General features: G+C 53.6%; 25 protein-coding genes and 1 pseudogene. 25 read left to right on the forward strand and 1 reads right to left on the reverse strand.

Features of this window, described 5'->3' with window-relative positions; translation table 11 throughout:
• The 8 genes from MVO87_RS07520 to MVO87_RS07555 are packed head-to-tail and all read left to right on the forward strand — an operon-like array spanning position 1 to position 11,934.
• Positions 1-585, forward strand: coding sequence for a chromosome assembly protein (locus MVO87_RS07520; protein ID WP_297514093.1), 585 nt, complete (start codon positions 1-3; stop codon positions 583-585).
• Position 586: 1 nt separating this feature from the next.
• Positions 587-1,168: a hypothetical protein gene (locus MVO87_RS07525; protein WP_297514096.1), complete on the forward strand. Its 582-nt coding sequence runs from the start codon at positions 587-589 to the stop codon at positions 1,166-1,168.
• Entirely contained in the window at positions 1,169-2,788 is a 1,620-nt protein-coding gene (locus MVO87_RS07530; RefSeq protein ID WP_297514099.1) for a serine/threonine-protein kinase, read from the forward strand. It abuts the gene before it with no gap.
• Between the two features lie 14 nt (positions 2,789-2,802).
• Entirely contained in the window at positions 2,803-3,966 is a 1,164-nt protein-coding gene (locus tag MVO87_RS07535; protein WP_297552763.1) for an ATP-binding protein, read from the forward strand.
• Positions 3,963-6,290: a serine/threonine protein kinase gene (locus tag MVO87_RS07540; protein WP_297552765.1), complete on the forward strand. Its 2,328-nt coding sequence runs from the start codon at positions 3,963-3,965 to the stop codon at positions 6,288-6,290. The genes MVO87_RS07535 and MVO87_RS07540 overlap by 4 nt, the downstream gene beginning before the upstream one ends.
• Positions 6,287-7,051 (forward strand): PP2C family protein-serine/threonine phosphatase, encoded by a 765-nt coding sequence (locus tag MVO87_RS07545; RefSeq protein WP_297513413.1) that lies wholly within the window; start codon positions 6,287-6,289, stop codon positions 7,049-7,051. Before MVO87_RS07540 ends, MVO87_RS07545 begins: the two co-directional genes overlap by 4 nt.
• Positions 7,045-11,382: a PEGA domain-containing protein gene (locus MVO87_RS07550; protein ID WP_297552776.1), complete on the forward strand. Its 4,338-nt coding sequence runs from the start codon at positions 7,045-7,047 to the stop codon at positions 11,380-11,382. The genes MVO87_RS07545 and MVO87_RS07550 overlap by 7 nt, the downstream gene beginning before the upstream one ends.
• A gap of 3 nt (positions 11,383-11,385) precedes the next feature.
• A complete protein-coding gene (locus tag MVO87_RS07555; protein ID WP_297515946.1) occupies positions 11,386-11,934 on the forward strand; it encodes a hypothetical protein in 549 nt (182 codons plus the stop codon).
• On the opposite strand, the gene MVO87_RS07560 is transcribed toward MVO87_RS07555, so the two are convergent.
• Positions 11,921-13,120 carry an amidohydrolase family protein gene (locus tag MVO87_RS07560; protein ID WP_297552767.1) on the reverse strand — a complete coding sequence of 400 codons (1,200 nt, stop codon included), beginning with the start codon at positions 13,118-13,120 and terminating at the stop codon, positions 11,921-11,923. The two genes, MVO87_RS07555 and MVO87_RS07560, sit on opposite strands and share 14 nt — an antisense overlap.
• Before the next feature lie 220 nt (positions 13,121-13,340).
• Here MVO87_RS07560 and asnS point away from each other — a divergent pair, with 220 nt between their 5' ends.
• From asnS to MVO87_RS07645, 17 genes and pseudogenes are all read left to right on the forward strand, one after another.
• A complete protein-coding gene (gene asnS / locus MVO87_RS07565; RefSeq protein WP_297516503.1) occupies positions 13,341-14,633 on the forward strand; it encodes an asparagine--tRNA ligase in 1,293 nt (430 codons plus the stop codon).
• Between the two features lie 638 nt (positions 14,634-15,271).
• Positions 15,272-16,012, forward strand: coding sequence for an integrase (locus MVO87_RS07570; RefSeq protein WP_297516501.1), 741 nt, complete (start codon positions 15,272-15,274; stop codon positions 16,010-16,012).
• Positions 16,009-16,278, forward strand: a complete 270-nt coding sequence (locus MVO87_RS07575; RefSeq protein WP_297516499.1) for a hypothetical protein — start codon at positions 16,009-16,011, stop codon at positions 16,276-16,278. The genes MVO87_RS07570 and MVO87_RS07575 overlap by 4 nt, the downstream gene beginning before the upstream one ends.
• A gap of 17 nt (positions 16,279-16,295) precedes the next feature.
• On the forward strand, positions 16,296-16,463 hold the full coding sequence (locus MVO87_RS07580; RefSeq protein WP_169302023.1) for a hypothetical protein: 168 nt from the start codon (positions 16,296-16,298) through the stop codon (positions 16,461-16,463).
• Between the two features lie 157 nt (positions 16,464-16,620).
• The gene (locus MVO87_RS07585; protein ID WP_297516493.1) at positions 16,621-16,812 is read left to right on the forward strand and encodes a hypothetical protein; all 192 of its coding nucleotides are present in this window, start codon (positions 16,621-16,623) and stop codon (positions 16,810-16,812) included.
• 81 nt (positions 16,813-16,893) lie between these two features.
• On the forward strand, positions 16,894-17,169 hold the full coding sequence (locus MVO87_RS07590; RefSeq protein ID WP_297516490.1) for a hypothetical protein: 276 nt from the start codon (positions 16,894-16,896) through the stop codon (positions 17,167-17,169).
• A 105-nt stretch (positions 17,170-17,274) separates the two neighbouring features.
• The gene (locus MVO87_RS07595) at positions 17,275-19,218 is read left to right on the forward strand and encodes a peptidase associated/transthyretin-like domain-containing protein (protein WP_297552769.1); all 1,944 of its coding nucleotides are present in this window, start codon (positions 17,275-17,277) and stop codon (positions 19,216-19,218) included.
• Between the two features lie 4 nt (positions 19,219-19,222).
• Positions 19,223-21,448 (forward strand): YMGG-like glycine zipper-containing protein, encoded by a 2,226-nt coding sequence (locus MVO87_RS07600; RefSeq protein ID WP_297514451.1) that lies wholly within the window; start codon positions 19,223-19,225, stop codon positions 21,446-21,448.
• Between the two features lie 12 nt (positions 21,449-21,460).
• Positions 21,461-21,967, forward strand: a complete 507-nt coding sequence (locus MVO87_RS07605) for a hypothetical protein (RefSeq protein ID WP_297514448.1) — start codon at positions 21,461-21,463, stop codon at positions 21,965-21,967.
• A complete protein-coding gene (locus MVO87_RS07610) occupies positions 21,960-22,475 on the forward strand; it encodes a hypothetical protein (protein WP_297514445.1) in 516 nt (171 codons plus the stop codon). The genes MVO87_RS07605 and MVO87_RS07610 overlap by 8 nt, the downstream gene beginning before the upstream one ends.
• Before the next feature lie 6 nt (positions 22,476-22,481).
• Positions 22,482-22,832 carry a hypothetical protein gene (locus MVO87_RS07615; RefSeq protein ID WP_297514443.1) on the forward strand — a complete coding sequence of 117 codons (351 nt, stop codon included), beginning with the start codon at positions 22,482-22,484 and terminating at the stop codon, positions 22,830-22,832.
• Complete coding sequence (locus MVO87_RS07620) at positions 22,822-23,064, forward strand: t26-9p (protein WP_297514440.1); 243 nt, start codon at positions 22,822-22,824, stop codon at positions 23,062-23,064. Before MVO87_RS07615 ends, MVO87_RS07620 begins: the two co-directional genes overlap by 11 nt.
• A 3-nt stretch (positions 23,065-23,067) precedes the next feature.
• Positions 23,068-23,856: an Ig-like domain-containing protein gene (locus MVO87_RS07625; protein WP_297514437.1), complete on the forward strand. Its 789-nt coding sequence runs from the start codon at positions 23,068-23,070 to the stop codon at positions 23,854-23,856.
• An 11-nt stretch (positions 23,857-23,867) separates the two neighbouring features.
• A complete protein-coding gene (locus MVO87_RS07630; RefSeq protein WP_297514434.1) occupies positions 23,868-24,350 on the forward strand; it encodes a hypothetical protein in 483 nt (160 codons plus the stop codon).
• Between the two features lie 5 nt (positions 24,351-24,355).
• Positions 24,356-24,670, forward strand: coding sequence for a hypothetical protein (locus MVO87_RS07635; protein WP_297552771.1), 315 nt, complete (start codon positions 24,356-24,358; stop codon positions 24,668-24,670).
• Positions 24,667-25,488: a hypothetical protein gene (locus MVO87_RS07640; protein ID WP_297514430.1), complete on the forward strand. Its 822-nt coding sequence runs from the start codon at positions 24,667-24,669 to the stop codon at positions 25,486-25,488. The genes MVO87_RS07635 and MVO87_RS07640 overlap by 4 nt, the downstream gene beginning before the upstream one ends.
• A gap of 124 nt (positions 25,489-25,612) precedes the next feature.
• Positions 25,613-26,465 (forward strand): annotated as a pseudogene (locus MVO87_RS07645) (hypothetical protein); the annotation flags it as partial.

Here is a 26,465-nt window from a genome sequence, read left to right on the forward strand (position 1 = left end):
ATGGGAATACGCGACGTTTTTGGAAGGAAGAGCACCGTCGAGAAGCTCTCACTTAGAGAGCTCCAAGAGGAGGAAATTAGGCTCAGGAACAGGCTTGAGAGGCTGAAGAAGGACATAAACGCCATAGAGAAGAAGAAAAAGGAGCTCTTCCAGCAGGGCATAGGCGCGGACAAGCTCAAGAAGAAGATGCTCGCTCAAGAAATCAAAAGCCTCGACATGGAGGAGAAGCTCAAGCTCAAGGAGTTCACGACGGCCCAGAAGCAGTACACCCTCATAAAGAACCTAATCGTCGTCAAGAAGTACGAGAAGGAGCTCCGCGAGGTGGGGGTCTGGGACAAGCTCAAGAAAGTCGAGCCCGGGGAGCTTGAGAAGGCCCTCATACGAATAAACCTCGACGGCAAGGAGTTCAACGAGATGGTGGAGAGCCTCAACAGGGTCTTTGAGATGGAGATAGCCGAGTTCGAGGAGGGCGAAGACGAGACCGAGAGGGAGCTCTTTGAGGCCTGGGCCCAGGTCGAGAGCGGTGAAGCGGAGCCGGACGAGGTTGTGGAGAAAGTTCTGAAGGCTGAGACGGAGGAGGAGTGACATGGGGCTCCTCTCAAAGTTTTTTGGACCGAAGAACCCGCTCGACGTTCCCCTCAAGGACCTGCTTGAGAACCAGATGAAGCTCGAAGCCCAGATTGAGAAAATCGAGCGCGAGCTCAGAGCGATAGAGGCCGAGATAGCGGAGCTCTTTGAGAGGGCAAAGAGAGCCAAGAGCAGGAGCGAGGAGCTCACGATAGCGACAAAGATAAAGACCCTCAACAAGCGCAAGAAGAACCTCCAGGCGACGCACGCCCAGCTGAACAAGCAACTGATGCTCGTCAGCAACCTGCTCATAATCAAGGAGAACGAGGAGCTCCTGAAGGGAACGCCAACCTGGGAGATGCTCAGGAAAATGTCTCCGAAGGAGCTTGAGGAGAAACTAATCGAGATGGAGCTCGACGCCAGGAACTTCAACGAGAGCCTTGAGAAAATGCTCGGCATGACCGACAGAACGATAGGGGTTGAGGACTTTGAGGCCGACGAGGAGCTTGAGGAGATACTGAGCACAATAAGGGCGGTCAAAGAGGGCGAGCTTGAACCGGAAGAGGCCACGAAGAAGGTCGTCGAGGAGGAGAAGGAGTGAATGCCGAGAAGGAGCCTTGAAGAGGACTTCGTTCGGAGGCTCATCATCTCGATTTTCCTGATTGCCCTCCTTCACGGCTTCGGGTTACTCATATCGCTCTTCATATTCCTTCCGTGGATTGAGAGGTTCCTGAGAGAGACGGGCTCCTCGAAGCCCTATCCCGGGCCCAAACCTGTTCCGAGGCCGGTGCCTGAAAAACCGCACAGAAGGGAGCTGAATACTGGAAAATCCCTCAGTGAGGGGCTAATCTTTGAAGCGCCGAAAAAGCTAATCCAGGGAGCTGAGGCGCTGATAAAGGTCGGTTTCAGGAACAGGACAGGGAAAAGCCTTCGCGTCTCAATAGACCTGTCGGAGCTGGCCCTCTACGGAAAGCTGGAGAGGAGGACCCTCGACCTGTACCTCCTCCCTGGCGAGGAGAGGAGCGAGTACGTGCGCTTCGTGCCCTCGAAGGTTGGGAAGCACGCGCTTACCGTCCGCGTCCGCTCCGGGCCGTTTATGGGGAAGAAGGCCATTGAAATCGAGATTGCCGGGGAAAAAGCCGAGGGCAACGGGTTGGAGGCCCTTCTGTCGAGATACGAGAGGGTCGAGCTAATTGGAGAGGGCGGCTTTGGCAGGGTCTACCGCGCCCTGAGGGACGGCCGGTGGGTCGCGCTCAAGGTCCCCCACGTCCTCAACGAGAGAACCGGAAAGCTCTTCCTGCGCGAGGTTTCCATATGGCGCGAGCTGAGGCACGGCAACATAGTGAAGCTCCACGACGCAAATCTGACGCCTTACCCCTACATAGAGATGGAGCTCTGCGACCGGTCGCTCGAAGACCTCGAGAAGCCCCTCCCGGCGGAGCGCGTGGCCGAGATAGCTTTTGAGGTAGCGGAAGGCCTGAAGTACGCCCATTCGAAGGGTATAATCCACCGCGACCTGAAGCCGAGCAACGTCCTCCTCAAGGGCTCCAAGCCGAAGATAAGCGACTGGGGGCTTGCGAAGGTTCTGTTCGAGAGCGGAACCACGACGGTAACGGCGATGACGCCCTACTACGCCTCGCCCGAGCAGATAAGTCCGTCGCGCTTCGGAGGGGTTGACGAGAGAACCGACGTATGGCAACTGGGCGTTCTCATGTACGAGCTCGCGACGGGGAAGAGGCCCTTCGAGGGAAGCGACTTCGTCGAGGTTGCCGGGAGGATAATCATGGAGGAGCCGCAGAGGCCGAGCGAGCTCAATCCGGAGGCGGAGCCCCTCGACGGGATAATCCTCCGCTGTCTGAGCAAGGAGAAGGAGAGGCGCTACGGAAGCGTTGAAGAGCTCCAGCGGGATTTGTCGGGAATCCTCGGCGGGAAGTACCGGGAAGAGCTCAAGAAGAGCGTCGAGCCATCGCGCTCGGCCTACTATGCGGGCCAGCTGTTCCTCCTCCACCTGAGGCTCGGGGACGCGAAGGAGGCCCTGAAGTACGCGAGGGACCTGCTGAGGTACGCGAGGGGGAGGGAGAGGGAAGAGCTGGAGAAGCTCATCGAACAGATTGAGCTGAGGGTTGAGGAGGGGCTCCCCGTTCCGAGGGAGCTCGTTGAGAAGGGTGAGGTTGTTGTTCACGGGGTTGGAGGCAATCCGTCCAATTATTCTCATTCTTGAAGGAGGTGTATCGAATGCCCGTTGATTTGACAGGTCCGCTTATGGCGTCCTTCAGAAGGGCCAAGAAGGCCTATGAAAAGGCCCTGGCCGAGGGCGATTACGAGACCGCCAGGAGAAAGGCCCTTGAGTGCGCGAGGATTCTCAAACAGCTCGCCAAGCACGACCCCTACGGTAGGAGTTCCTACCTGGCAAAGGCAAGAAAGTGGGAAGACCTTGCCAAGGGTCTCGAAGAAGGAAGGATTCCGAAGAGGGAGGTCAAGGTAACCTCAGAGGGAAGCGACGAGGATGAGCTAAGAACCTACGTCATGGGACTCATGGCAAGGTCAAACGTCAAATGGAGCGACATTGGAGGCCTTGAGGACGTTAAACGACTCCTCATGGAAACGGTGGTCGTCTCGGCACTCCAGAGGCCGGAAGCGGTTCAGCCCTGGAAGGGTATTCTCCTCTTCGGCCCCCCGGGAACCGGAAAGACCCTGCTCGCTTCTGCTGCCGCCGGAAGTTTAAACGCAACCTTCTTCTCGGTCAAAGCCAGCAACGTCCTGAGCAAGTACTTCGGCGAGTCCGCGAAGATAATCTCGGCCCTCTACGAGGTTGCCCGCGAGAAGGCCCCGAGCATAGTCTTCGTGGATGAGGTAGATGCCCTCACAACCCGGCGCTCCGGCGAGACGAGCGAGGCCAGCAGGAGGATGCTCTCGACGTTTCTAGCGGAGCTTGACGGCTTTCAGGATAAAGGTAGCGACGTGCTCGTTCTAACCCTCGCGGCAACCAACACCCCCTGGGATTTGGACGAGGCGGTTCTCTCGCGCTTCCCGAGGAGGATTTACGTCCCTCTACCGGACGAGAAGGCCACGAAGGAGATAATCAAAATCAACACGCGCGGGCTCGACATAAGCAGGCTCGACTTGGATGCAATAGCTGAGGAGAGCGTCAGGCGCCTGTACTCGGGAAGGGACATCAAGAACCTCTGCCAGGAGGCGGTATGGAACATGATTCGCGAGGAGAACAGAGACCTCCACAAGCTCGCCGAGCTCCCATACGAGGAGCTCAAAAAGAGGTCGCTCAGGACAAGACCGCTTGAGATGAGGGACTTCGAGGAGGCCTTCAAGAAAATTAGGAGCCCGCTGACGAGGCGAGATGTCGAGAGGTACGAGAAGTGGGCGGAGGAGTTTGGGGGATGAGACGACTTACGGTCGTGATGGTCTTTCTTCTCCTCTTAAAGCCTGCCCTGGCCGTTACAATCGGGATAGACCTCTCCCACGGCGAGAACCCAAACGGCCTCACACCAGTGACCTATGAGAATCAGACGCTCGCCCCGGGAATCCTCGAAACGCTCAGCCAGTACACCTTCGTCTACTTTGGAAACGAGAGCTATCAGGAAGAGCTGGGAATCCGCTGGCTGGGCAGGTCAATAACTCCGGGCCTGCTGGAAAACGTTGACGTCCTTATAATCGGCCAGCCGACTGCCAACTTCTCAAACACCGAAATCTTGGCCATAAGGGAGTGGTTCTACTCCGGAGGAAAAGTTCTCTGGGTCGCCGGCGATTCCGACTATGGAAACGGCGTAAAGACTCAGAGGATAGTGAACGGCCTGCTTGAAGCCCTCGGGGCACCCCTGCGCCTTGACCTCTGCTCCGTTGAAGACCCGGTGAGCAACGCGGGAAGGTCCTACCGTATCATAGCCTACAACAGGCCAAGCAACGATACCCCTTACAGGTTGCTCTTAATTCAAGGGGTAACCCATGGTGTCCTCGCGCACGGGCCCGGGCCGGTGGCACTCTTCGTGAACGGCACTTGGAAGCCCCTGAGGGATGGAAACAAGCCTTCGGGGGTTTACATAATCCTCCGGACGAGCAAAGATGCCCAAATCGTTGAGAACAATGACCCCCTTGGGAAAGCGTACAGGGCGGGAGAAACCGGGGAATTCCCAATAGCCGCGGCATGGGTGTGGAGTTCAGGCAACAAACGGAGTGTTCTGATAGTCAGCGGTGAGACGCCCGTTGGAGGCTACACCCCCATGTGGGTCAGCCAGTACTACGGTATCAAGCTCGACGGGCCAACCTTTGTCTCGAACGTAATCCACTGGGGCGTTACCGTTGCCTCACGTTCCCCGGAAAACCGGAGCTCACCATCAACAACGTTCACGACGACCGCATCTCCAAAGAACAGCCAGATTGTCCAGCCGTCGAGTTCCCGGCCTAAATCAACAACGGGTTTAGACGACGTAGAAAAGAGCTCGAAGGTACCAGTCCTCCCTCTCGCGCTCGGAGGCATTCTGGTGCTCCTTGTCATTGGGCTTGCCCTCCTGAAGGGCAGGAGCGGGGGTGAAAAAAGGGCCAACCTCAACGTCCCCGGATTTCCGCCGGAGCTCTTGGACAGGTACGAGCCTCTTGAGTTCCTCGGGGAGGGCGGTTTTGCCAAGGTCTTCAAGGTCAAACGCAAAAAGGACGGCAAAACAGTCGCCCTAAAAATCCCGCACCTAACTGAGAAGTCCAGGAAATCCTTCACCAGAGAAGTTCGGGCCTGGAGCCTGCTGGAGCATCCGAACATAGTAAAGCTCTACCGTGCGGAGGAGAAGCCGATACCATACCTCGAGATGGAGTTCGTTGAGGGTGCTGAGGTTGATGGAAAGCTCGTTAGAACGCTCGAGGAACTACCAAAGCCCGTTGATGAGGAAACTGCCCTAGAACTCATCAGAGGCATCGCAGAGGGATTGAAGCACGCGCACTCGAAGGGCATAATCCACAGGGACTTAAAGCCCGGAAACATCCTCCTGAAGGCCAACTTAACGCCAAAGATAACCGATTGGGGATTAGCCAAAATCGGAACACATTCAACGACCACCACCTCGGGGGTAACGGTTCTCTACGCCGCGCCGGAGCAACTTGACCCTGAAACCTACGGGCGCACCGACCACAGGACGGACGTCTACCAGCTCGGCCTAATCTTCTATGAACTCCTGACAGGAAAACTGCCCTACGGGGGGAACAGCCCCGCAAGTGTAATCGCAAAGATTCTCAACCCAGAAACCAAGCCAAAACCGCCGAGTGCCGTTAGGCCAGAGCTTGCGAAGTACGACGGGCTCTTCGAGAAGTTGCTGGCGAAGAGGAAGGAAGACCGCTACGGAAGCGTTGAGGAGTTCCTGGAGGACCTCAAGCTCTTGAGGAGGCTTGAAGGAGAAAGGACGGACCTCAAGGGCCAGATTGAGGAGCTCAAGAAAACCATCCAAGTAACGACGGACCGGTCGGAGGTTCAAAGGCTCGTCAGGAAACTCGTTGAAGGACTCGGAAGGAACGCGGTCCTTTCGGCGAGGCTCAACGACAAGGCAGGCCTGATTAGTGCGCTTGAGGAGCTCAAGGAGTTCACACGGGAAGAAAGGGGAGAGGTTGAGCGGGCGATTGAAACCGTCGAGCTCCTCCTAAGGGAGGGTCTGCCGATTTCCCCGGAACTCGTTGAGAGGGTGGAGGTTCTCGTTGACAGGATTAAACGGGAGGTGGAGAGATGAGGCTAATACTGCCCGAAAGCCCACACATGGAGTCCAGCGGGGCCGGAACTGACTTCGTTTACGGGATAACCCACGTTGGGGGACGGAAACACAACGAGGACGGCCTGCTCATCATGAAGCTCCCCGACGGCTACCTGCTCGCAGTCGCGGACGGACTGGGCGGTCACAACGCCGGGGAAGTCGCTTCTAGGCTGGCCCTGGAAACCCTTGCGGGGGTCTTTGAAAGGGAGTACGTTGAAGGCCTTGAAGAAGACCTTCTCGCGATTCTCCTGAAGAAGGCCCACGAGGTTGCCCACTCCATTGTTAGAGAACGGGCAAGGGGACCACTTGAGGGAATGGGGACGACCCTCGTCTCGGCTGTAGTTAGGAGAAGGACCGTTATCGTTGCCAACACCGGCGACAGCAGGGCGTACCTGGTTTCCGGGGGGAAACTCGTCGCGAGGACGCTCGACCACTCACCACTTCAGGAGCTCGTTCTCATAGGGCAGGTCAGCGAGGAGGAGGTCATGTACCACCCGCTCAGGAACAGGGTGAGCTCAGCCATTGGAAGGCACCTAATGGTTGACCTCTACCGCTGGGAAGCCGGACCCGGCCACATCCTCCTTCTCAGCACGGACGGTCTTCACGACTATGTCTCAAAGGAAGAAATCCTGCGGGCGCTCATCCCTGGGAAAACGGCACGTGACCTCGCCAAAACCCTCATGGAAAGGGCCCTGACTGTCACTGAAGACAACGTAACGGTGGTGGTGTGGAGATGGTGAATGCAAAGGCTATGCTCGTTATCGTATTGCTATTATCTTCCCTCTTTCCGCTAAGTCCAACCCTTGCTCAACCTATCCAGGGGGATGAGCTTAAAATCGTGTACCTTGCTGCCCAGGGTAGTCTCTTTATGGGTGTCTTCAACCCGTCCCCGAGCGGAATGACCGACGTTTACACCCACCGCATCTGGTACTTCCTCAACGACCCGCCCTACGTGATGGGACCCGACGGAAGCTATCACAGCTACCGCTGTCAGCTTGTCAGTGTCAATTACAACGTTCAGGTTCCGGACGATGCCGTAATCTGGAACGACACCCTCGGCGAGTGGACCTCCCCATACGCCGGCAGAACAGCCAAGAGTGCCGTCACCTGGAAGTGCGGTCTCGGAACCTGGGTTGACGGTCAGAAGATAACCCTCGCCGACTACTTATTCGCCTACGCAATGGACTGGGAATGGAGCCATGAAGGGGGAGCGTACTACGACCAGAGCTGGAGCGCCAGCGTGGCCGGCAAGCTCCAAGGAATCTACGGTCTCGAGGTGAAAGCCGTCACATCTGATTACGTTGAATTCACGGTCTACCAGGATTATGCAGTTCCATACAGCAGGTGGGCCACCGCCGTTAACTACGTTCCATACCCTGGGTTCCCCTGGCAACTCTATTATGCAACCTCCGAGCTCGTGGCAAGGGGATACGGCGGCAAGATGTTCTCGTGGAGCTCGAATCCCACCAATGGGTACCAGCTCAACCTGATAGACGAGGAACAGATGGAGTACATTTCGGGCATGCTCTCAAGGCTAAAGGATGAAGCTCCTATTCCGGGCCCCCTGTCGGAGCTTTCAAGCGTTCTCGGAAAATGGGGTCTGGACTACTACCACTCCGGCCTTCAGGATGCAGAAAGCGGGTACTCGGCCCTGATAGGCTGGATTTCAAACCACAAAAATGCCCTCGTGACCAATGGACCGTACTACGTTGATGACTACGACGCTGAGGATATGAAGCTCGTCCTCAAGCTCGCGAACAACAGAAGGGTCGGGTTCCCGGACACCGTTAACGGTAAGACCCTTCCCTGGGAGCCGTACTGGAGAGAGATTGACGTTTACGGCGTTCTCAACGACTATACGGCTATTCTCTCCGTTGCTAAAGGCGAGTACGACCTGTACTGGTTCACCAGGCCGTATAGTACTTTGTCCAGTGTGGTTCAGGAATACGGCAAGAACATCAACCTGATTAAGGCTATCTTCACCTGGTGGAGCATCAACCTCAACCTTGCAGGAGACTCCACGACAGGCCTCGTGGAAACCTCCAACGGAACCTGCTTTAACCCGTTCGCGCTCCGTGAGGTCAGGTTCGCCCTTAACTGGCTCATCAACAGGCAGTACATCGTCAGCCAGGTCCTCCAGGGAAGCGGTGCTCCAATCTACGGCCCAAATCCAACGGGCCAAGTTAACGCACACGAGAATTACGTAACCGTTGCGAAGGCTATGGGAATAACCTCTCAGGGTGACGAGGCCTACGCCATCAAGATGATTGACGAGGCCATGACTAGGGCATCCTCGGAACTCTCAGACTTAGGACACACCCTTGAGAAAAGGGACGGTGTCTGGTACTTCGACGGTCAGCCGGTTACCGTGAAGATTATTGCTCGTATCGAGGACGAGAGACTTGATGAGGGCAAGTACGTTGCTCAGGTACTCCAGAAGGCCGGCTTTAAGGTTGACCTCCTCCAGTGGCAGAGGAGCCAGGCCAGCAGGATGGTTTACAGTAGCGACCCCAAGGAGCTTCAGTGGCACGTTTATACAGAGGGTTGGGTCGTCAGCGGAATTCAAGACATCACGGACCTCGCCTGGGACTTCTGGTACTACGGCAGTTACGTCGCTCCAAATTGGGGTTCCAACTACCACAACCCAGTAACGGTCAGAGACGTTCTCAACGTTATCGCCAGCGGTGACGTTGCCAGGTTCATCAGCGAACTAAACCTCAAGTACTACAACACTCCGAATAAGCTCAAGCCTCTCCTCGACTGGACAGGCTACGACCTTGCTAACTTACTCGCCTACGCTAAGTGGACAAAAAACGGATGGACAGTGAGCGTATGGAGCCTTGACCAGTTCTGGGACCTCTACAAGCTCGCCTACGCACTCCACCTCTACAACGCCCCCAGAATCTACACGGCCGAGGTGTGGAACTTCTACATCACCAACAAAAGGGTGAAAGTTGGAATCCCCGACCCAGTTACAGGACTTGGAAGCTTCCTTGCCGTCCGTTCGCTTGAGCCCGCTGAAACATCGGTGTCAGGGGGAACAACAGGAACAGAAACAACGACTTCAGCATCTCCACAGGTGCAGAATGATAGGGGAACAATCGAAGTAGTCTCCACACCTGCAGGCGCTGAGGTTTACGTTGACGGAGGCTACCAGGGAATAGCACCAATAAACGTCAGTGTATCCCCCGGAACTCACAGGGTTCAAGTGAAGATGCCTGGCTATGAGGAGTACTCGACGACGGTCACGGTAGATGCCGGAAAAACCGTTGTTCTAAACGTAAACCTGGAACCCAAATCCGGAACCCTCGTAGTTGACTCAACACCCTCGGGAGCCAGCGTTTATGTGGACGGTACCTACCGCGGGACTACTCCCCTGACCGTTGAGCTACACCCGGGCCAGCACACGATAAACGTGACTCTCGAAGGCTACAAGCCATACTTGGCAACGGTCAATGTTCCTCCAGGTGAAACCGTAAAGATAACGGCGAAGCTTGAGAAGAAAATCGCGACGGGGACGGTTTGGATAAATTCTCAGCCCACAGGAGCGGACGTCTACGTTGACGGCACGTGGCGTGGGACAACACCGCTGACGCTCACCCTTCCACCGGGTACCCACACGATAGAAATCCGGAAGGAGGGCTATCAACCGACCAGAAAAACGGTTGAGGTTGCCCCAGGAGAAGAAAAGAAAATAACCCTAACCCTCGCGGTGGTGACCTCTCAGGATACCCAACCGAAAACAACCAGCGAATCCACGCCGGCCAACGCAGTTCCAAGGAAGGCCATCGCAGTGGTTCTGGCCGTGTTCATCCTTGTTGGGGCAGTGCTCCTCCTCAAGCGCTCGCGCTCTGGAGGAAAGACCCAAAATGAGCCCTCCAAGGGTTCAATTGAGGGCTTCCCGGCCGAGCTCTTGGACAGGTACGAGCCCCTTGAGTTCCTCGGGGAGGGCGGTTTTGCCAAGGTCTTCAAGGTCAAACGCAAAAAGGACGGCAAAACAGTCGCCCTAAAAATCCCGAGGATTGACGAGAAAACCAGCAAGACCTTCCTCCGTGAGGTTTCAACGTGGTTCCAGCTCAACCACCCCAACGTCGTCAAGCTCTACGACGCGGACATTTTACCCGTTCCCCACCTCGAGATGGAGTTCGTTGAGGGTGCTGAGGTTGATGGAAAGCTCGTTAGAACGCTCGAGGAACTACCAAAGCCCGTTGATGAGAAAACCGCACTGGGACTCATAAAGGGCATTGCGGAAGGCCTAAAACATGCCCACTCAAAAGGCATTGTTCACCGCGACTTAAAGCCCGGAAACATCCTCCTGAAGGCCAACTTAACGCCAAAGATAACCGATTGGGGATTAGCCAAAATCGGAACGATGAGCTCGGGAAGGAGCGTGATGGGCTACACCCCCCTCTACGCCGCGCCGGAGCACCTGATGCCGAGCAAGTTCGGAAACACCGACCACCGGACAGACGTATGGCAGTTGGGGACGATTTTCTACGAGCTACTGACCGGCAGGGTTCCGTTTGAGGGCTACACATACGAGGAGGTCTTTGGCAAGATAACCGACGAGAACTACCGCCATAAGCCGCCCTCCGATTTCAACCCGGCACTGGCAAAGTACGATGGGCTCTTCGAGAAGTTGCTGGCGAAGAGGAAGGAGGACCGCTACAGAAGCGTTGAGGAGTTTCTGGAAGACCTCGAGAAGCTCAGGGAGAGCGAGATAAGGAAGCGGGAGCTCGAGTTTCGGGTTGAGGAGCTGAAGAAAACCCTCGCAAGAAGCGTAGAGGCTCTGAAGAGGAGCAAGACCGCCGAGGAAATCAGGGAGAACAGCAGGCTCGTAGTCCAAACTCTCTCGAAGCTCGCTTTAGCCTACGCGGAGCTCAACAGGAAGGCAGAGCTTCTCAACACCCTGAGCGACCTGAAATTCTATACAACCCAGCACAGAGAGGAGCTTGGGAGGGCAATTGAAGCCCTTGAGCTCATGATTAAAGAAAACCTGCCCGTAAGAGAGGACTTCGTTGAAAGGCTCAAGGTGCTCCTTCACGAAATAGAGCGTGAAAACGGGGTGTGAACCATGAAGTTCTGGAAATCCAAAGAGGAGAAAGAGATAGAAAGGAGGATACGGGCCAAAAAGGCCAAGATGGCCCTGAAACAGTACATAAACAACCTCGAAGCCTTAAAGCGCAGGGTCTTCCTCCAGGGGAAGGAAGCGGCGAAGCTCGGCGACGAGGAACTGCTGAGGAGAAGCGCCGTAAAGTACCTTGTCCTTGAGAATCGAATTAAGGAGGCAAAGCGCCTTCTCCTCCTCATGGAGGAAGCAGAAATCCAGAGGGAACTCGTTAAGGTCTCGGCCGAGTTCCTCCGCTTCAGCAGGGACATCGTTGAGAGCATTGCAGAGGGGCCTGGAGCAGAGGACGTTGCCAAGATGCAGGTCGAGTTCGAGAAGGCGATGGCGAAGGTTGAAACCCTCGGCGAGGCTCTGAGTTCCATGCTCGACGTAACGAGCGAAAGCATCCTGAGCGGAAACTTTGACGAAAAAACGATAAAAGAAGCAGAGGCGTTCTTCGACGTGGAACCCTCTGGAGAAAGGCTCAAGGAGATTGAGAAGGCTATGAGGGCTTAGCCCAAGCCACTTTTCCATTTACCACAACCTTTTCCACGTCACTTCCCCTCGCAGAGTAAATGAGGAGCGAGTAAACGTTTTCCAACGGCCTGAACCACGGTTTATCTGCTTTTATGAGAACCAAATCCGCGAGATAGCCGGGCTCGATGAGTCCGGCCTTTAATCCAAGGGCCCTTGCGCCTCCAACTGTCGCCATCCCAAAGAGCTCCCTCGCGGGAATCGCGTGCGCCCTTCCAGCTGTGAGGTTCGCAACGATTCCAGCAGTCCTCATCTCGAGGAAGGGGTCAAGGATTCCGGTTGGATTCGGCGAGTCGTTGCCCAAAGCCACGTTGAGGCCGAGGTCAAGGAGTTTTCTCAGGTTCACCGTCCGTGCCTCAAGCTTGACGTTGCTCGTCGGGCAGTGGACGAGGGTTGAGCCGGCTTTGGCCAACCTCTCGAAGTTAGAATCGTTCAGATAAACACCGTGGACGCCGATTAGCCTCTCGTTCAAAAGCCCGGCCCTTTCGAGGAGGCCAACGGGCGAGAGCCCATAGCGCCTTCTAACCTCAGAAACCTCCGCCCTGCTCTGGGCCAGATGGATGTGAACCCTCGCTCCGGTTTCCGTGGAGAGCTCGGTGATTTCCCCGAGGAGGTCTAGCGAAACGGTATTTGTTGCGTGCGGTGCCAGAGTAGGCGTTACAAGCTCGCTCCGGTTCTGCCAGCGTCTAAAGAACCTAAAGCCTTCCTCAGGACCTGCAAGAGGAAAATCAACCTCGTCCACAACCGTCTGCCCGATGAAGGCCCTTACGCCGAGCTTCTCGGCAACCTTTGCTATCTCGTCCGCGAAGAAGTAGTGGTCGTTTACCGTCGTCGAGCCGTTCATCAGGGCTTCCCTAAGACTGATTTCGGCCCACTCGCGGATTTCCTTCCGCGTCCATTCCAACTCCATCGGCCAGATGATTTTCTCAAGCCACTCCTCTGTCGGCAGGTCCTCACCTAAACCCCGAAACTTCGCCATCGCCACGTGGGTGTGGGCGTTGATTAGGCCGGGAATTACGAGGTAGTTCTCCCCGCCGTAAACTTCATCAACGCCCCACTCCCCCAGTTCCCCCACCGAAACGACGGCCCGAATGACGTTATCCTCAACAATGACGGCTCCGGTTCTAACGGAGCGATAATCGACGAGCTTTCCGACCAGCGCGAACATCCTCCCACCGTTGAACATACGGCAGGGGAGAACTTAAACCTTTTGACGTTGTGACATTTAAATGCCCAAATGATTTAAATCCTAAAACGAAAAATTCCGACCATGCCCCGGCTCGTTCGGATTGAGTCAAGGCTAAGGGTCCTGTCACTCTGGTTGAATAGCCTCTTCTGATTGGGTTAGCGTTATAAACCCCGCTGAAAAGCTTTTGGAGGTGGTAAAGGTGATTGATAAGGTTTACTGCGCCGACGTTAAGCCCGAAATGGAGGGAAAGAGGGTTAAGCTCGCTGGATGGGTTTACAGGAAGAGGGAAGTCGGAAAGAAGGTCTTCATAGTGCTCAGGGACTCGAGCGGAATCGTCCAGGTGGTCTTTTCAAAGGAGCTCAACGAGGAAGCCTACAGGGAGGCCAAGAAGCTCGGCATCGAGTCGAGCGTCATCATCGAGGGAACCGTTAAAGCTGACCCGCGCGCTCCAACCGGCGCCGAGGTTCAGGCCGACAAGCTCCAGGTAATCCAGAACGTTGACTTCTTCCCGATAACGAAGGACGCGAGCCCGGAGTTCCTGCTCGACGTCAGGCATCTGCACCTCCGCTCACCCAAGGTCGCGAGCATAATGAAGGTGAAGGCAACGCTCGTTCAGGCGGCGCGGGAGTGGCTCCTCCAGGACGGCTGGTACGAGGTCTTCCCGCCAATACTCGTCACCGGGGCGGTGGAAGGTGGCTCGACGCTCTTCAAGCTCAAGTACTTTGACCGGTACGCCTATCTCAGCCAGTCGGCCCAGCTTTACCTTGAGGCCGCTATATTTGGCCTTGAGAAGGTCTGGTCGCTCACTCCGAGCTTCAGGGCCGAAAAGAGCAGGACGAGGAGACATTTGACAGAGTTCTGGCACCTCGAGCTCGAGGCCGCGTGGATGGACCTCTGGGACATCATGAAGGTCGAGGAGGAACTGGTAAGCTACATGGTTCAGCGCGCGCTTGAGCTCAGGAGGAGCGAGATTGAGAACTTCAGGAAGGACCTGACCACGCTCAAGAATGCGGTTCCGCCGTTCCCGAGGATAAGCTACGACGAGGCTATAGACATACTCCAGAGCAAGGGCGTCGAGATAGAATGGGGCGAGGATATGGGCGCCGATGAGGAGAGGGTTCTTACCGAGGAGTTCGAGAGTCCGTTCTTTGTATACGGCTATCCGAAGCACATCAAGGCCTTCTACATGAAGGAGGACCCCGAGGACCCGAGGAAAGTTCTCGCGGCTGACATGCTCGCGCCCGAAGGCTACGGCGAGATAATTGGGGGCAGTCAGCGTGAGGACGACTACGACAAGCTCGTGCAGAGAATCCTTGAGGAGGGAATGAACCCCGAGGACTACCAGTGGTATCTCGACCTCAGGAAGTACGGTAGCGTTCCGCACAGCGGTTTCGGCCTCGGCCTTGAGAGGCTCGTCGCGTGGGTCCTCAAGCTCGACCACGTCCGCTGGGCCACTCTCTTCCCGAGGACGCCGAGCAGGCTCTACCCGTGAGCCCCGATTTTCTTTTAATATTTTCCTTTGAGCCTTCCAACAGGGGACTCTCTCTCAAACAGCCCTTACAAAAGGGTTTACTCTCTTTTAACGCCCTTCAGGGGTCGGTTTAAAGTTAAACCATTCGTCCCTAAGAAACAACATCGGAGAGTTCTCACACTCAAAACGACCAACTGAAGAGAAAAATCCCTCGAAACTTAGCTTTTTAGAAGGAGCTACCAACTTTGATGAAACTTTGCCCACAGCCTTTGGGAAAGGCTGGCGAAAAGAACGCCCTTCTCTCCAAAGAGCGGAAAAACAGTCGTGCACTAACAAAGAGCAAGTTCATAGAGGGTTTAACACTACAACAAAACCCCTTGAGATAGTTTCAACTTCATATCGGCGCCCTTCGGGCGCCTTCAAAGAGGGAAACCCAGCACAGAAGGAGCAAATCCAACAGAAACCACTTCTGAAACCCGCAATCACTAAAAGGCACATCATCTTCCGCCAGCGCTTTCGTCAGAAAGGGCTGTTGTGGTGGGCCCGCGGGGATTCGAACCCCGGACCTCCACCTTGTAAGGCAAGGAAAACTCAACGATTTGTGGGCCATTTACAAAAAGCAGTTCGCAGAATGGCTCTCTGACCAAATAACGCCAGTAGTGAAGAAAGACTACCTTAAAGCGCTCGAAGTTTTCTTTGGTCGGCACTCATTAAAGACGTACGAGGACCTAGAAAAGGCCCTCAAGGCGGAGAACTACAACGACAGAGTAGTGAAAGGCCTCCGCAAGTTCACAACGTTCCTCGAAGAAAAGCACGTGATTGACTACCACCTCGCAGACGACTGGAGAAGAATCATGAAAATCAAGCGGAAGTCAGGAGTCCGGGCCATTTTCGTGACTGACGAGGAAATCAGAGAAGCATACAAAGCCATTAAAGAGCGCGGTGAAGAAAAGCTCACGCTCTTTAAGCTTTTGGTGTTCTCAGGAATAAGACTGACTCACGCGGTCCAGCTGGTGAACACCTTCAACTGGCAGAACGTTTACATCGTGAACGAGAAGGTCGCCAGATACCCACTGTTCGCATTCTCCCGCGGCAAAAAGAGGGGCTTTTGGGCCTATGCCCCAAAGGAGTTCTACGAGCTCCTTGAGCCGATGAATGTCAACTATGTGAGCGCCAAGGATTGGGTGAGTCATGGAAAGGTTTCTGCGAACACAATCCGGAAGTGGCATTACACTTTTCTCATTCGTCAGGGCGTTCCTGCCGACATCGCTGACTTCATCCAGGGACGTGCAAGCCAGCGCGTTGGGGCGACTCACTACCTGAACAAGACCCTCCTCGCCGACGAGGCGTATTCTCGGATTGTGGATGAGCTAAAGAAGGTTCTGGAGGGTTCAAAATGATGAAGTGGAAGGAGCTCCCGCGCTTTCTCACTTTAGTCGTTGCAGTGCTCGCAGGATTGGGAGTTCAGGCTCGCTTGGTACAGGTAGGTCATCAGGAGTTCATTTATGGCTATGTGCTTGGTGCTCTTGTTTACCAGACTCTCAGCGACCCGCAATGGCTCAGAAAAATTACTGAACCAGACGAATTCGTTAGCTTGATGATGTGGGTGTTCTTTCCTTTCGTGGCCACGCTTGCTACAATGTGGAGGATTATGATGGAAGAATGAAGGGAGGTGAGCGGAGGATGGCCCGGGAAAAGTTGAATGGTACTGGTGCTTTTGTGTGGGCTTTTAGCATTGATAGGGAAACACATCGCATGATTAAAGAGCTCTCTAAGAGCCTTGGTCTTAACAATGACTCGGCTGTTGTCAGGATGGCAGTAAGAAGGCTCTACAAGGAGATAAAGGCTTGAGTTCCTTCAATCTTTTATAATTGCTATAAACTCGCTATAAAGCCCCTTTCTAATATTCTTAAATATCTTTGCCGTACTCTCTATTTTAGGGCATCTTGGGCCTTCCTCCGCTCAAATCAGTTCTCTCAAATCATCATTGCCTGCAAGAGGTGGTAGTATGGACTCGCTCGAAGTGCTTGAGCGTAGGATAGAGTATCTGGATAGGCAGATTGCACTTCTCAGAGACTTCATTGAGGAAGGGCAGAAAGAGCTCGCTCGACTCACGCGCGTGAAACAGCAGACTATTCACGAAATTGGCCGGCTGAAGAAGGCCCGAAGTGCAAAAACCCACAAGGTGATGGCAGTATGAAGCCCAAAAGCCTCGCTCAACTGCTTCTTTTCGTGCTAATAGTGGCCTTTTGGTACAAGATATCTTGGCCCCTGATGACAGATGACAAAGGAGGCTTTAGCGGTCGGCGCTCTTGGCGGGCTGACTCTACATTGGGCGCTGACGAACAAGGGGAACAGGAACATCGTGCTCATTGAGCCATTCACGAGCGGTTGGCGCGTGCTCATTTATGACATGATGTTTGTCAGCTTCATCTACGCGCTCTGGCAGGCGAACGGCACGGCTCTTCTCGACGCGCTTAAGACCTCGGTGCAGAACCTCGCGCTTCTGCTGGCATTGCTTGGTGGCATTGGCATTGACTACAGCATAGGTGGTTGAGATGGGCGTTCTCGGACTGATTCTCGCGTTTGGATTGATGTCAATCGGCATCGTCCTCGTCGGGCTTGGCATTGACACGTGGGCGCTCTCAAGGAGGTGGTCTAAGTGAGGAAACTCGGGGTAGTGCTCGCTTTATTGGTGCTCGGCTCGCTCTTGACGGTGGGAACGGGCACGGTTAGAGAAGTTGAGGCTTCAACGTCGTATTATATAGTTGTGGACGGTTACACGGAGCAGATGATTTTAGACGCTCTGAACGGCATTACCTGGTGGTATTACACGCCACAATACAATGTTACCGGGAATGTTATAACTTTCCCGACGCTGAAGGATATGCTTAGGTTTTTGGCGTTCCCTGATTTCCGTCCGAGTTCAGCGCCGTTACCGGTAAGTAAGATAAAAACGTCTATTCCTATAAAACAAGTAGTTCTGGTGACTGAGGACGGGCACGGAACGGGCGACGTTTACGAGAAAGCAACTTTCACGGCTGATAACGTTTACATTTGGGCTAAGGTTTCGTGGGAGGGCTCGGGAGCTTATCCAATAAAAGCTTGGCTGACTTATGAAGGGACAACTTTGTTGGCGGCTGATAGTGGTTCGGCGGATAAATACGCTTATTATGAGAATTACACGATAAACGGGACGATAACACTACATCAAAATGACCCCTACGGTCCATCGGTTGGGCGTTGGAGCGGTGTTAGTATCTTTTTACTTTATGATAGTTCCAGGGTTCCGGTTGATTTGTCGGAAAGTGGTGTTACTGATGCAGGATATTACAAGGAAATAACGTATCAGTCTGCGGTAGCTTATGTAACTTTCAGTCTGAAAGATGGCTTAACTGGCCAGCCTTTGAGTGGCGTAACGGTGAAAGAAGGCTCTACGGTTCTCGGCACGATTGACGACGGCGGAAGCTTAGAACTGACAAAGGGACAGCATACGCTAACTTTCGAGAAAAGCGGGTACTGGAGCGTTACAAAGACGATTGACGTCCAGAGCGACATGACGGTTTCAGTCGAAATGTATCCCGACAGCGCGGCTTTCAAACTCGAGAACTTCCCCGCGAACATCAGTATTCCCGAGAACACGATTTACGAGCTCACGTTCACTCTGAGCCCAATCCAGACCAGCGCGACCTACAACACTTACTTGGCCATTTCCGGCCTCTCTGACGTTCTCGAAGTCAGAAAAGACAGCTCTGTCATCTCGCCCGAGAACGGGAAGTATTACCTCGGCGATATTTCGGGCCCGACGCAGGTTTCTATCAAGTTCAAGGCTGGCGCGGTTGGCACTCACGGCTTCACCATCACCCTCACGAGCAACGACGCGATAATGAGCAAGACCTACACGACGACAAAGCAGGTAACCTACAAGGTCGAGCCTCTCCCCTTCAGCGTCCAGATGCCGAGCGAGTGGCAGGTGGGCATGAACGAGCTCCGCATCTCGGAAAGTAGCGGTCAGAGCTATCTAATCACCGCGGTTCTCAAGGATGGCCAGGGTAACGAGGTGTGGAGTGACTCCCACGCCTTCAGCCCGTATGAGGCGCACACTTTCACCGTCAACGTGCCTTCTGAGGGCCAGTACACGCTTGAGTTGCAGTGGAACGGCCAGACGGCCGTCTATGACATCACCGTGAACCCGGCCATTACCCTCAAGACAAAGACCCTCACAGTCAGTAAGGGCGGCGAAGGAACGATTGTCCTCCACTTCAAGAACCCGAGCTCCAGCGTGCAGTACTACACTATCAAAGTTTCTGGAGGCTTCCTGCCGAAGGAAATCAACCAGAGCATCAGTGTTGCTCCCTTGACTGAAAAGGACGTTTCAATAGCCTTTGCCGTACCTGACAATCTCCAGTATGACGCGTATGAGCTGAATGTTCAGGTTCTCCAGGGCAACGCGACTGTTTTCAGCGACAAAGTAGCCGTCAGCATCTCGGATAGTTCAGGGTTCAGTCTCTTCGGCGGAACTTCAAGCGGAGGAAAGACGCTCTACTACAGCCTCGCGGCCTTGGTTGGCCTCGGCCTATTTATCGCAATCCTGAGGAGGAGGTGAGACCGTGCTCTCCTTCTTTGATTTTCTGAGAATGAACAAACGCGAGGGAAGGGAAGACGAGGATGAGGAGAGGAGAAGAAAGCCTCACAGGCGCGACAGAAGGAAGAGTCTCACAAGTGTTTTCATTATGCTACTACTCCTTGTCAGCGTTGCAGAGCCAGTTGCGGCGTCTTCATGGTTTGAACCAAATTGGGAAGCAATTGGCAATTTCGTTGACACTGTGCAAAACAACGTCCTCGGTGGAGCCGTGGGAGCATTCGCAGGTGCAAAAATCGGAGCGACCGTTGGAAGCGCCTTTGGCCCCGTGGGTACCGCAGTCGGTGCAGTAGTAGGTGCGATAGGTGGATATATTCTTGGGTCTCATGCCGAGCAGGATTTGAAAGATGCGGTTGGAAAGTTCCTTGACCCCCTGAAAAAGCTCCTTTATCCACCAAAGCCAAAGATACCCGGTAACTTCCAGCAGCACAAGAACGTGACTAAGCAGGACTTTGAGAATAACACAGCCGTAATAAGTGCTCTCGCCTCCAACCTTACCAAAGAAGCCGACGCTGCCGCGATTAAAGACCTTCAAATCCTCCAAGCAAAAGTCCACAGCGAGTTAACGACGTACTCATTTGACGAATCCAACGGAACGGGCGATTTTGCAGAATTCAAACTGTACGGACCCGAAAGCATTTACGGCTTCAGTGCATTCCCCGTGAAGTTTGAACTCGCTCCTCGCGGGACAAAAGACGTGAAAGACCCAATCTGCCTGACGAGCGTTAGAATTTACGTCAAAGACACTGTTACCGGAGATATCAAGTGGACAAGAACTTGGACATATGGCAAAGACAAGGAGTGCATTGACCCTGGTGATGAATCCTTTGTCTGGACGTTTAAGACTATTCTCAAAGGGCCCGATGACAACCTCGGCGATTTAATGAGCATCATGTATGGCAACGCGAACAATGCCACAATAGCGAAGCTGTTCTCGGCAAAGCCCGATAAATTTGAAATCGTCATTGAAGTGGATGGCTACAGGAAAATCTACTATTATGCAGACGGAGAGTGGCACTTTGACCACGACGAGCCAATTCATGCATACTGGCAGAGCCTCTCCGCGTGGAAACACATTGGTGGGGGAACTTACCCGCTCGGAGGATTTGGCGGTTCATTACCAGTTGACGCGAAGAATACTCCAGAGGCAATGCAATTCACAAGGTACAATATTCTCTTTGCGGGAGCGGCTTCAAACCTTCTGACTGTCGTCTATGGAAACCCAATAAACATCCTCGACGCAACCACGAACTTCAAATTTGTCTTCCAGGGCAACCCTGGTTACTTTGACCCGCTGCATCCTGCAATTATAGATGAAGCAAGGATTGTTGTGTACAGGGTTCTCAAAGACGGCAGGTGGGAGCTTGCAGAAAGCCAGCCTGTTGACGGTCCCGCAACGCTTGGTGATATCGCATCTGGAAAGAAGCTCTACATCAGCGTCACTTACCACAACGCACCCGATGTCGTGACGTACAGGGCTTTCCTCGCCCTGAAAGCCGAAGTAGAGCGTGATGATGGCACGAAAATACCAATCTGGATTCTCATTGAGCCGAATATCGCAGTTATTCCGCCCAACAGAGTCGTTACATTGGACCCATACATAACTGAGATTGGGGACATAGTATCTGACAAGGTCATCACTGCTGAGGAAGCTACAAAGCTCAAGACAATGTCAAAGACAATTATCGAAGGACTGAAATCAAAGATAAAGGATGCGGAGGCTTGGAAGGCAAAGGGCGACGCGGAGGGCAAGAAAGACGTTTCTAACTACGCTTCGCTCGCGATAAAGCACTACAACAAGGCAATTGAGTATGCTGAGAAAATGGGCTCAACTGATGATTCAAATGACCTTCTGAGATTCGCCGAGATTGAAAAGGAAGAGGAAATGGCTGGAGACTACTACTTGCAGGCGGCGCAGGCGGCTTATTATGGCCAGACTGAGCAGGCTAAGGCTCTCGCTGAGAATGCAAAGAAGCTCGATGAGAACGCAAAACAGTACGAGGGCGGGTTCCTACCGGGAGTTCTGCCAGACCTTAGCGATTGGAAGAGCGTTTTAGCATTCATTCTCCGCATCGGGCTCGCGATTGCAGGGATTTACATTGCCAAGAAGTTGTTTGGCACTGTGGGGGCTCTCATCGCGGCTGGCCTGGCGTTTGTGTTTGTCTTCGGGCCAGCAATAGGAGTATCCCTGTGAGGTGGTGGGAAGATGGCTGAGACTAATAAGGACGCGAAAAAGGGGCTCTCTCAGAGCCCTCTTTTTTCAAATTTGGTTTATAAGGCAGTGATAGTCCTCCTAATGGCAGGGATCTCCTGGTATTCACAAGAGCACTCAATAACAGCCTCCCAATTCAACCAAGCATTCGCGAGCATCCCCCTGCCAGTAATACTCTTTGTCACTATCATGGACTACCTTTTTGATACTGGAAGCCTTTACAAAAAAGTTTGGGGCAAACAGAAGGGCTTTAGTGGGCTTATCACTGCATTGGGAGTCGCAGGAGTGTTCTTTATCATCGTTACGTGGATGCTTGCCAGAACAATTTCATTCGCAAGCATCAGCCCAATCACTTACGTTGTCGCCGGAGTCTTGACCCTCTTGCTTCTCTGGCCAAAGACTGGAACAAGCGAGTTCGGCCTCCTATACTGGTTCGTAACGCAGCTCGTGACGAAGTTCGCTTTCCTAACAATATTCCCGGGAGGGATTGCCCTTGGTTGATTACTACAAGAAGCTTAGTTGGGGGAGGGTCCTCGTCAGAACCATCTTTGCAATAGCCATGTTTACACTCATAATGAAATATGCCGTCAACAATTCAGTGACAGCAAAGGACTTTATCGATGCCGTCAGAGGTACTCCCTTTGCAGTGGTGCTTTTCCTTGACCTTATGGATTACTTCATTGACAAAACGGCTTACTATAGCTTATACAACAAGATGTACAAGGCAATGGGCGGCCAGGGACAGGGACAGTGGGTCCAGAGTCTTCTCGCTCCAGTTCTCGTCAGCGCAATAATCTTCGTTGGTATGCTCGCTCTCCTTGGAGGCACCATATCTCCGGATATACGCCAGTACAACAAGGGAGTTCTCGTATGGGTCGGAATGATGAGTGCCTACGGAATGCTTCCAGAGACTGGAGATGAGCCTTGGATGACTATCATTTGGCTGGCGGCGCAGTTCGCAGGTGGCTTCCACAACGTCGTGATTTTCCCTGCAGGGTTGCTTGGGTGAGGAACCATGAAAGAGTGGCAAGTGCTGGCAGCGTCTTTCATCTTTTACCTCCTCAACATCACAGTGCTCCAGGACACTCTCAGGACGACCCTCACTGTCCTTGGCTTCCCAACCGAGTGGTATCATCTCGTCGGCCTGGCAGTACTCATGACTCTGGCCTTTGCGAGATTCATCAGTCCAGTGTGGGGCCTTGCTGACCTCCTCGCTGCAGGCTTCATCGTCGTCGTTTACCTCATTGCAATCTACAAGAATCCAATTTCAGTCGTCGCCGACCTGCTGAAGTCAGTGCTTGGCTTTGTAGCTGTGGGAATACTCGCAGGATTGAGCATGAGAGGAGGGGGGAACTATGGACGCTAATTCAATCGTCAGCCAGCTCCAGAGCTTGGCAAGCCAGCACCCTTACATTGCCCTCGGCCTAATACTCATCCTGATTGGCGCCTTAGTGCGCGGAAAAACGGCGCTGGTCTTCTACTTCCTCGGCGCGCTGGCCCTTATCAAAGCCTTCGGCCTATTCGACACTTTCGTTTCTTTCCTGAAGCAGGTTCCTGAAATGCTGAAGCAAATTTCAAGTGGATTAGGAGGTGTTTGAAAAATGAAGAAGAAATACCAGAATTGGTTGATAGCGGGCTTCCTGGCCGCCCTCTTCGTTGTTGGCTACCTTGTAGTTGCCAAGCCTGACAGTGCCGGCCCTGGAGTGCTCCTAAACCTTGACAATCAGAGCAACAGCACTGAGACCTACCAGCTCGCAGTTTCCGACCTCACCGCGGCAGTTGACCAGGCGACCGGCCACGTGCTGGTTAGCTTCAAGCTCACGAATGAAGAGCACTTCAACGTCTCAAGCGTCCAGGTACTCTACGCGCTCAACGTCGCCGACCCGAACAACGCTACCTATGCCCCAATTAATGCTACCGAGGCTAACGGCACTTACAAGGCCGAGATTCCTTCAAGGTTCGGCGATGTGATTTACTACAAGGTGAAAGTCGTCTATGACGGCAACAAGAGCCTTGAGAGCGACGTTCAGAGTATTACTGTGAAAGACACAACTGCCCCGACCGCGACCCTGAGCATTGAGTACAACGCCACGACCGGCAACGCGACCATCACCATCACCGCCAGCGACAACGACGCCATAGACAGAGTTATCCTGTTCTACGCAGTCACCGCGGACGGCAACCTGAGCAGTGTAACTTTCAGCAACGTCACCCTCACCGTCAGCCCGTACACCTACACGCTTACCGTTGACAGCAACACGACTGACAGCACGTACTACTACCTTGACGTTTACGCCGAGGTCTACGACCTGAGCGGCAACATGGCCAGAGTTCCGGCGAACGGCACCGTCCAGCTCTACGCGAACGAGACTAAGACCATAGGCGGCTGAGGTGGGCTGACATGTACGCCCACCGCTCTTCCCCATCTTTTTCAAAAGTTATCCTGCGCCTTTTCGCGCTCGTCTCGGCGGTATTCCTGCTCTACTATGGCTACTCGACCTTCCACCAGACTGACCCGCTCAAGCAAAGACTGTACGAGCTCGGGTATCCTGAAAGGGACTATATCGTCGAGAATGGCACGATAAAGTGGGCGGACGGGCACATCACGATAATTCAGGGCGCTTACGTTGAGAACTACCCAATCACCGCCGAGGAGGCCTACAATCTCGTCCTCCAGTATTTAGCCAGCTACAATGAAAAACTCCGAAAATACGGCTACCGGCTTTATCCCGAGAAGAGGAGCCTGACTGAGAAGGAAAAGAACGGTCAGAAGTATTGGGTTTTCCAGCTGAAGCTTAAGGCTGGCAGTAATTCAATGTTCGCAGGTTTTGCGTGGGTGAACAGGAAGACGGGCGCGGTAGAAGTGAAGGGCATTTTGGGGTGAGCACAATGCGGCAAACCAGGCGTGTCAGGTTAAAGCCTTACAAGTATAACTTTGAGCTTCAGACGCTCTTTGACATCATCAGACTGCTCAATAAAGTCAAGGTCAGCTATCAGGCTGAAATGGCTCGATATCTCGGAATCGAGCGTCAGACGATGAACGAGTATTTCTACAACATTATCCTTCCGCTCGCGCGGAAAGGGGTCTTTATCGTCAAGCCTAACCAGGGCTGGCGGTGGGGAGAGCCGAGATACTTCATTTTGCTGGCTCCGGATTGGAAAAAGGCCCTTTGCGAGTGGATTGCTGAGGAGGTGGAAGGATGAGCTTCAGAGGTATGAAGCTTTGGATTCCTATAATAATATATATGCTATCCATTGCCCCGGCCCTCGCGGTTACCTTCTCATGGTCCGGAGCCCTCGAAGTTGGACAGAGCCTCAATGTGAACAATCTAACGCTTATCGTTGACCAGAACAACCGCACGGGCCAGCTCGCGCTCATAGTTCAGAATGGGAGCGGTATACTCGCTCTAATTCAGGGAAATGGAAGCACGAAAATAGGGAATCTCACGATTTCGTTCATAGGTTTCAACAGGAGGGGCTACATCACTATCAACGCGCCCGAGATGTTCACAGTCGGCCAGACTTCCTCGGCAAATCCGGCCCTTCTGGACGAGAACACAAGGCTCAAGGAGCAGGTAGCGAACCTCACGAGGGAAATCAGCGCGCTGAAGAGCGAGAATAAGAAGCTCAAGGCGCAGGTTGACTCGCTCAAGAAGGAGAACTCACAGCTCAAGGAGAAACTGAAGAGTCAGCCGAACACTGCTGAGCTTAACGCGAGAATCGTAAATCTGACCAGGGAGAACCGCGAGCTCAAGGCCGAGCTGGCGAATCTAACGACCAAATACAACCAGCTCAAGGCGAAAGCGGACTTTCTGAGCCAGCAGAACGAGGAATACAGGCAGATAATACAGCAGGTGATGAACGAGCAGAGTTCAGAAGCAAAGCAGAGCTACATCGAGAAGGCAAAGAAAGAGCGTCTGATTGGTTCGGTTCTGCTGAAAGGCCTCACCGCCAGCCTCGTCGTAGTTGGATTAGTTGGATACGGACTTTATCGGAAAAAGAGAGCTTGGGAGCTGACATAAGCGATAACACAGCTGGAGGTGGGAGTTTTGAGGAAACAAAGAAATGAGCGGGGCGCTTAGTGCTAAAATATTATGTGTGTGAAGAGGGTTATTTTATTTTCATTAAGAAAACGGAGGGGTTAGAGTGGAGCAGGTCGCTAGTAATTCAAGCTCATGGGTGCCCATAACGAAAGGAAGGCTAAATGAGATTTACATAGGGCGAGGCGTGAAGAGCGACGAGTATCGCCATACTCTAGACAGGTGGCTAAAGATAAACGACGACGATGCTAATCACATACTTTTCCTCGGCCCAAGTGGTTTCCAGAAGTCCACGACGATGAAGGCCCTACTTCAAGAAATCTGGCTAAACACAAGGTGGGGTAGGAACCAGGAGCCTCCATTAATCATCATCTTCGAGCGCAAATACGACAGGGCAAAGGCACAGCTTGTCAAGAGAACCTTTTACCAGCTCTTGAGGGAGCGCGGAGAAGGCTGGCTTAGGGCTAGAATGAGCCAGGTTACTGAGCTCAAGCTCTACATCAAGATGCTCGAGCTCCCTGCCTATGAGGGCCAGCTCGGCCTTATGGGGGACTTTGCCCTCGGGTGGGAGAACATCCTTGGCTGGTTGAAGTATGATAAACAGCACACGCTCTTTAGCCTGTTCGGAATAAAGCCCCAAGCCTTCCCGATTCGCAGATTTGTCTTCAACCCAACCAGAGATCCTCATCACATAGCCCTGGACTCAGGGCCCGAGACCGAGGTCATTGCAACCTTCCTCAAGTATGAACGATTGGACTTTGAGGACGTTGCAAAGGTCGTGAACATCAACCCCAACACGATTTACGCGCAGATAATCAAGTCGGCATGGGATGAGGAGAAGGCCAGGGACCCGGACGAGCTTGTCTTTGAGGCGAAGAGAATCTACGAGGAAATGCTTGAGTTCCTTGAAGTTGAGAACAAGAAGCCACCCACGAGCTTATGGGGCGTTTACAACGTTG

Source organism: Thermococcus sp. (assembly GCF_027063845.1).
Classification (GTDB): Archaea; Methanobacteriota_B; Thermococci; order Thermococcales; family Thermococcaceae; genus Thermococcus.

Bases quoted from the DNA above. Each gene is read 5' to 3' on its own strand.
- MVO87_RS07580 (WP_169302023.1), top strand. From the start codon at position 16,296: ATGGCCCGGGAAAAGTTGAATGGTACTGGTGCTTTTGTGTGGGCTTTT.
- MVO87_RS07615 (WP_297514443.1), top strand. From the start codon at position 22,482: ATGAAAGAGTGGCAAGTGCTGGCAGCGTCTTTCATCTTTTACCTCCTC.
- MVO87_RS07620 (WP_297514440.1), top strand. From the start codon at position 22,822: ATGGACGCTAATTCAATCGTCAGCCAGCTCCAGAGCTTGGCAAGCCAG.
- MVO87_RS07520 (WP_297514093.1), top strand. From the start codon at position 1: ATGGGAATACGCGACGTTTTTGGAAGGAAGAGCACCGTCGAGAAGCTC.
- MVO87_RS07605 (WP_297514448.1), top strand. From the start codon at position 21,461: ATGGCTGAGACTAATAAGGACGCGAAAAAGGGGCTCTCTCAGAGCCCT.
- MVO87_RS07590 (WP_297516490.1), top strand. From the start codon at position 16,894: ATGACAAAGGAGGCTTTAGCGGTCGGCGCTCTTGGCGGGCTGACTCTA.
- MVO87_RS07585 (WP_297516493.1), top strand. From the start codon at position 16,621: ATGGACTCGCTCGAAGTGCTTGAGCGTAGGATAGAGTATCTGGATAGG.
- MVO87_RS07535 (WP_297552763.1), top strand. From the start codon at position 2,803: ATGCCCGTTGATTTGACAGGTCCGCTTATGGCGTCCTTCAGAAGGGCC.
- MVO87_RS07560 (WP_297552767.1), bottom strand. From the start codon at position 13,120: ATGTTCGCGCTGGTCGGAAAGCTCGTCGATTATCGCTCCGTTAGAACC.
- MVO87_RS07575 (WP_297516499.1), top strand. From the start codon at position 16,009: ATGATGAAGTGGAAGGAGCTCCCGCGCTTTCTCACTTTAGTCGTTGCA.
- MVO87_RS07540 (WP_297552765.1), top strand. From the start codon at position 3,963: ATGAGACGACTTACGGTCGTGATGGTCTTTCTTCTCCTCTTAAAGCCT.
- MVO87_RS07550 (WP_297552776.1), top strand. From the start codon at position 7,045: ATGGTGAATGCAAAGGCTATGCTCGTTATCGTATTGCTATTATCTTCC.
- MVO87_RS07630 (WP_297514434.1), top strand. From the start codon at position 23,868: ATGTACGCCCACCGCTCTTCCCCATCTTTTTCAAAAGTTATCCTGCGC.
- MVO87_RS07635 (WP_297552771.1), top strand. From the start codon at position 24,356: ATGCGGCAAACCAGGCGTGTCAGGTTAAAGCCTTACAAGTATAACTTT.
- MVO87_RS07545 (WP_297513413.1), top strand. From the start codon at position 6,287: ATGAGGCTAATACTGCCCGAAAGCCCACACATGGAGTCCAGCGGGGCC.
- MVO87_RS07525 (WP_297514096.1), top strand. From the start codon at position 587: ATGGGGCTCCTCTCAAAGTTTTTTGGACCGAAGAACCCGCTCGACGTT.
- MVO87_RS07555 (WP_297515946.1), top strand. From the start codon at position 11,386: ATGAAGTTCTGGAAATCCAAAGAGGAGAAAGAGATAGAAAGGAGGATA.
- MVO87_RS07530 (WP_297514099.1), top strand. From the start codon at position 1,169: ATGCCGAGAAGGAGCCTTGAAGAGGACTTCGTTCGGAGGCTCATCATC.
- MVO87_RS07640 (WP_297514430.1), top strand. From the start codon at position 24,667: ATGAGCTTCAGAGGTATGAAGCTTTGGATTCCTATAATAATATATATG.
- MVO87_RS07625 (WP_297514437.1), top strand. From the start codon at position 23,068: ATGAAGAAGAAATACCAGAATTGGTTGATAGCGGGCTTCCTGGCCGCC.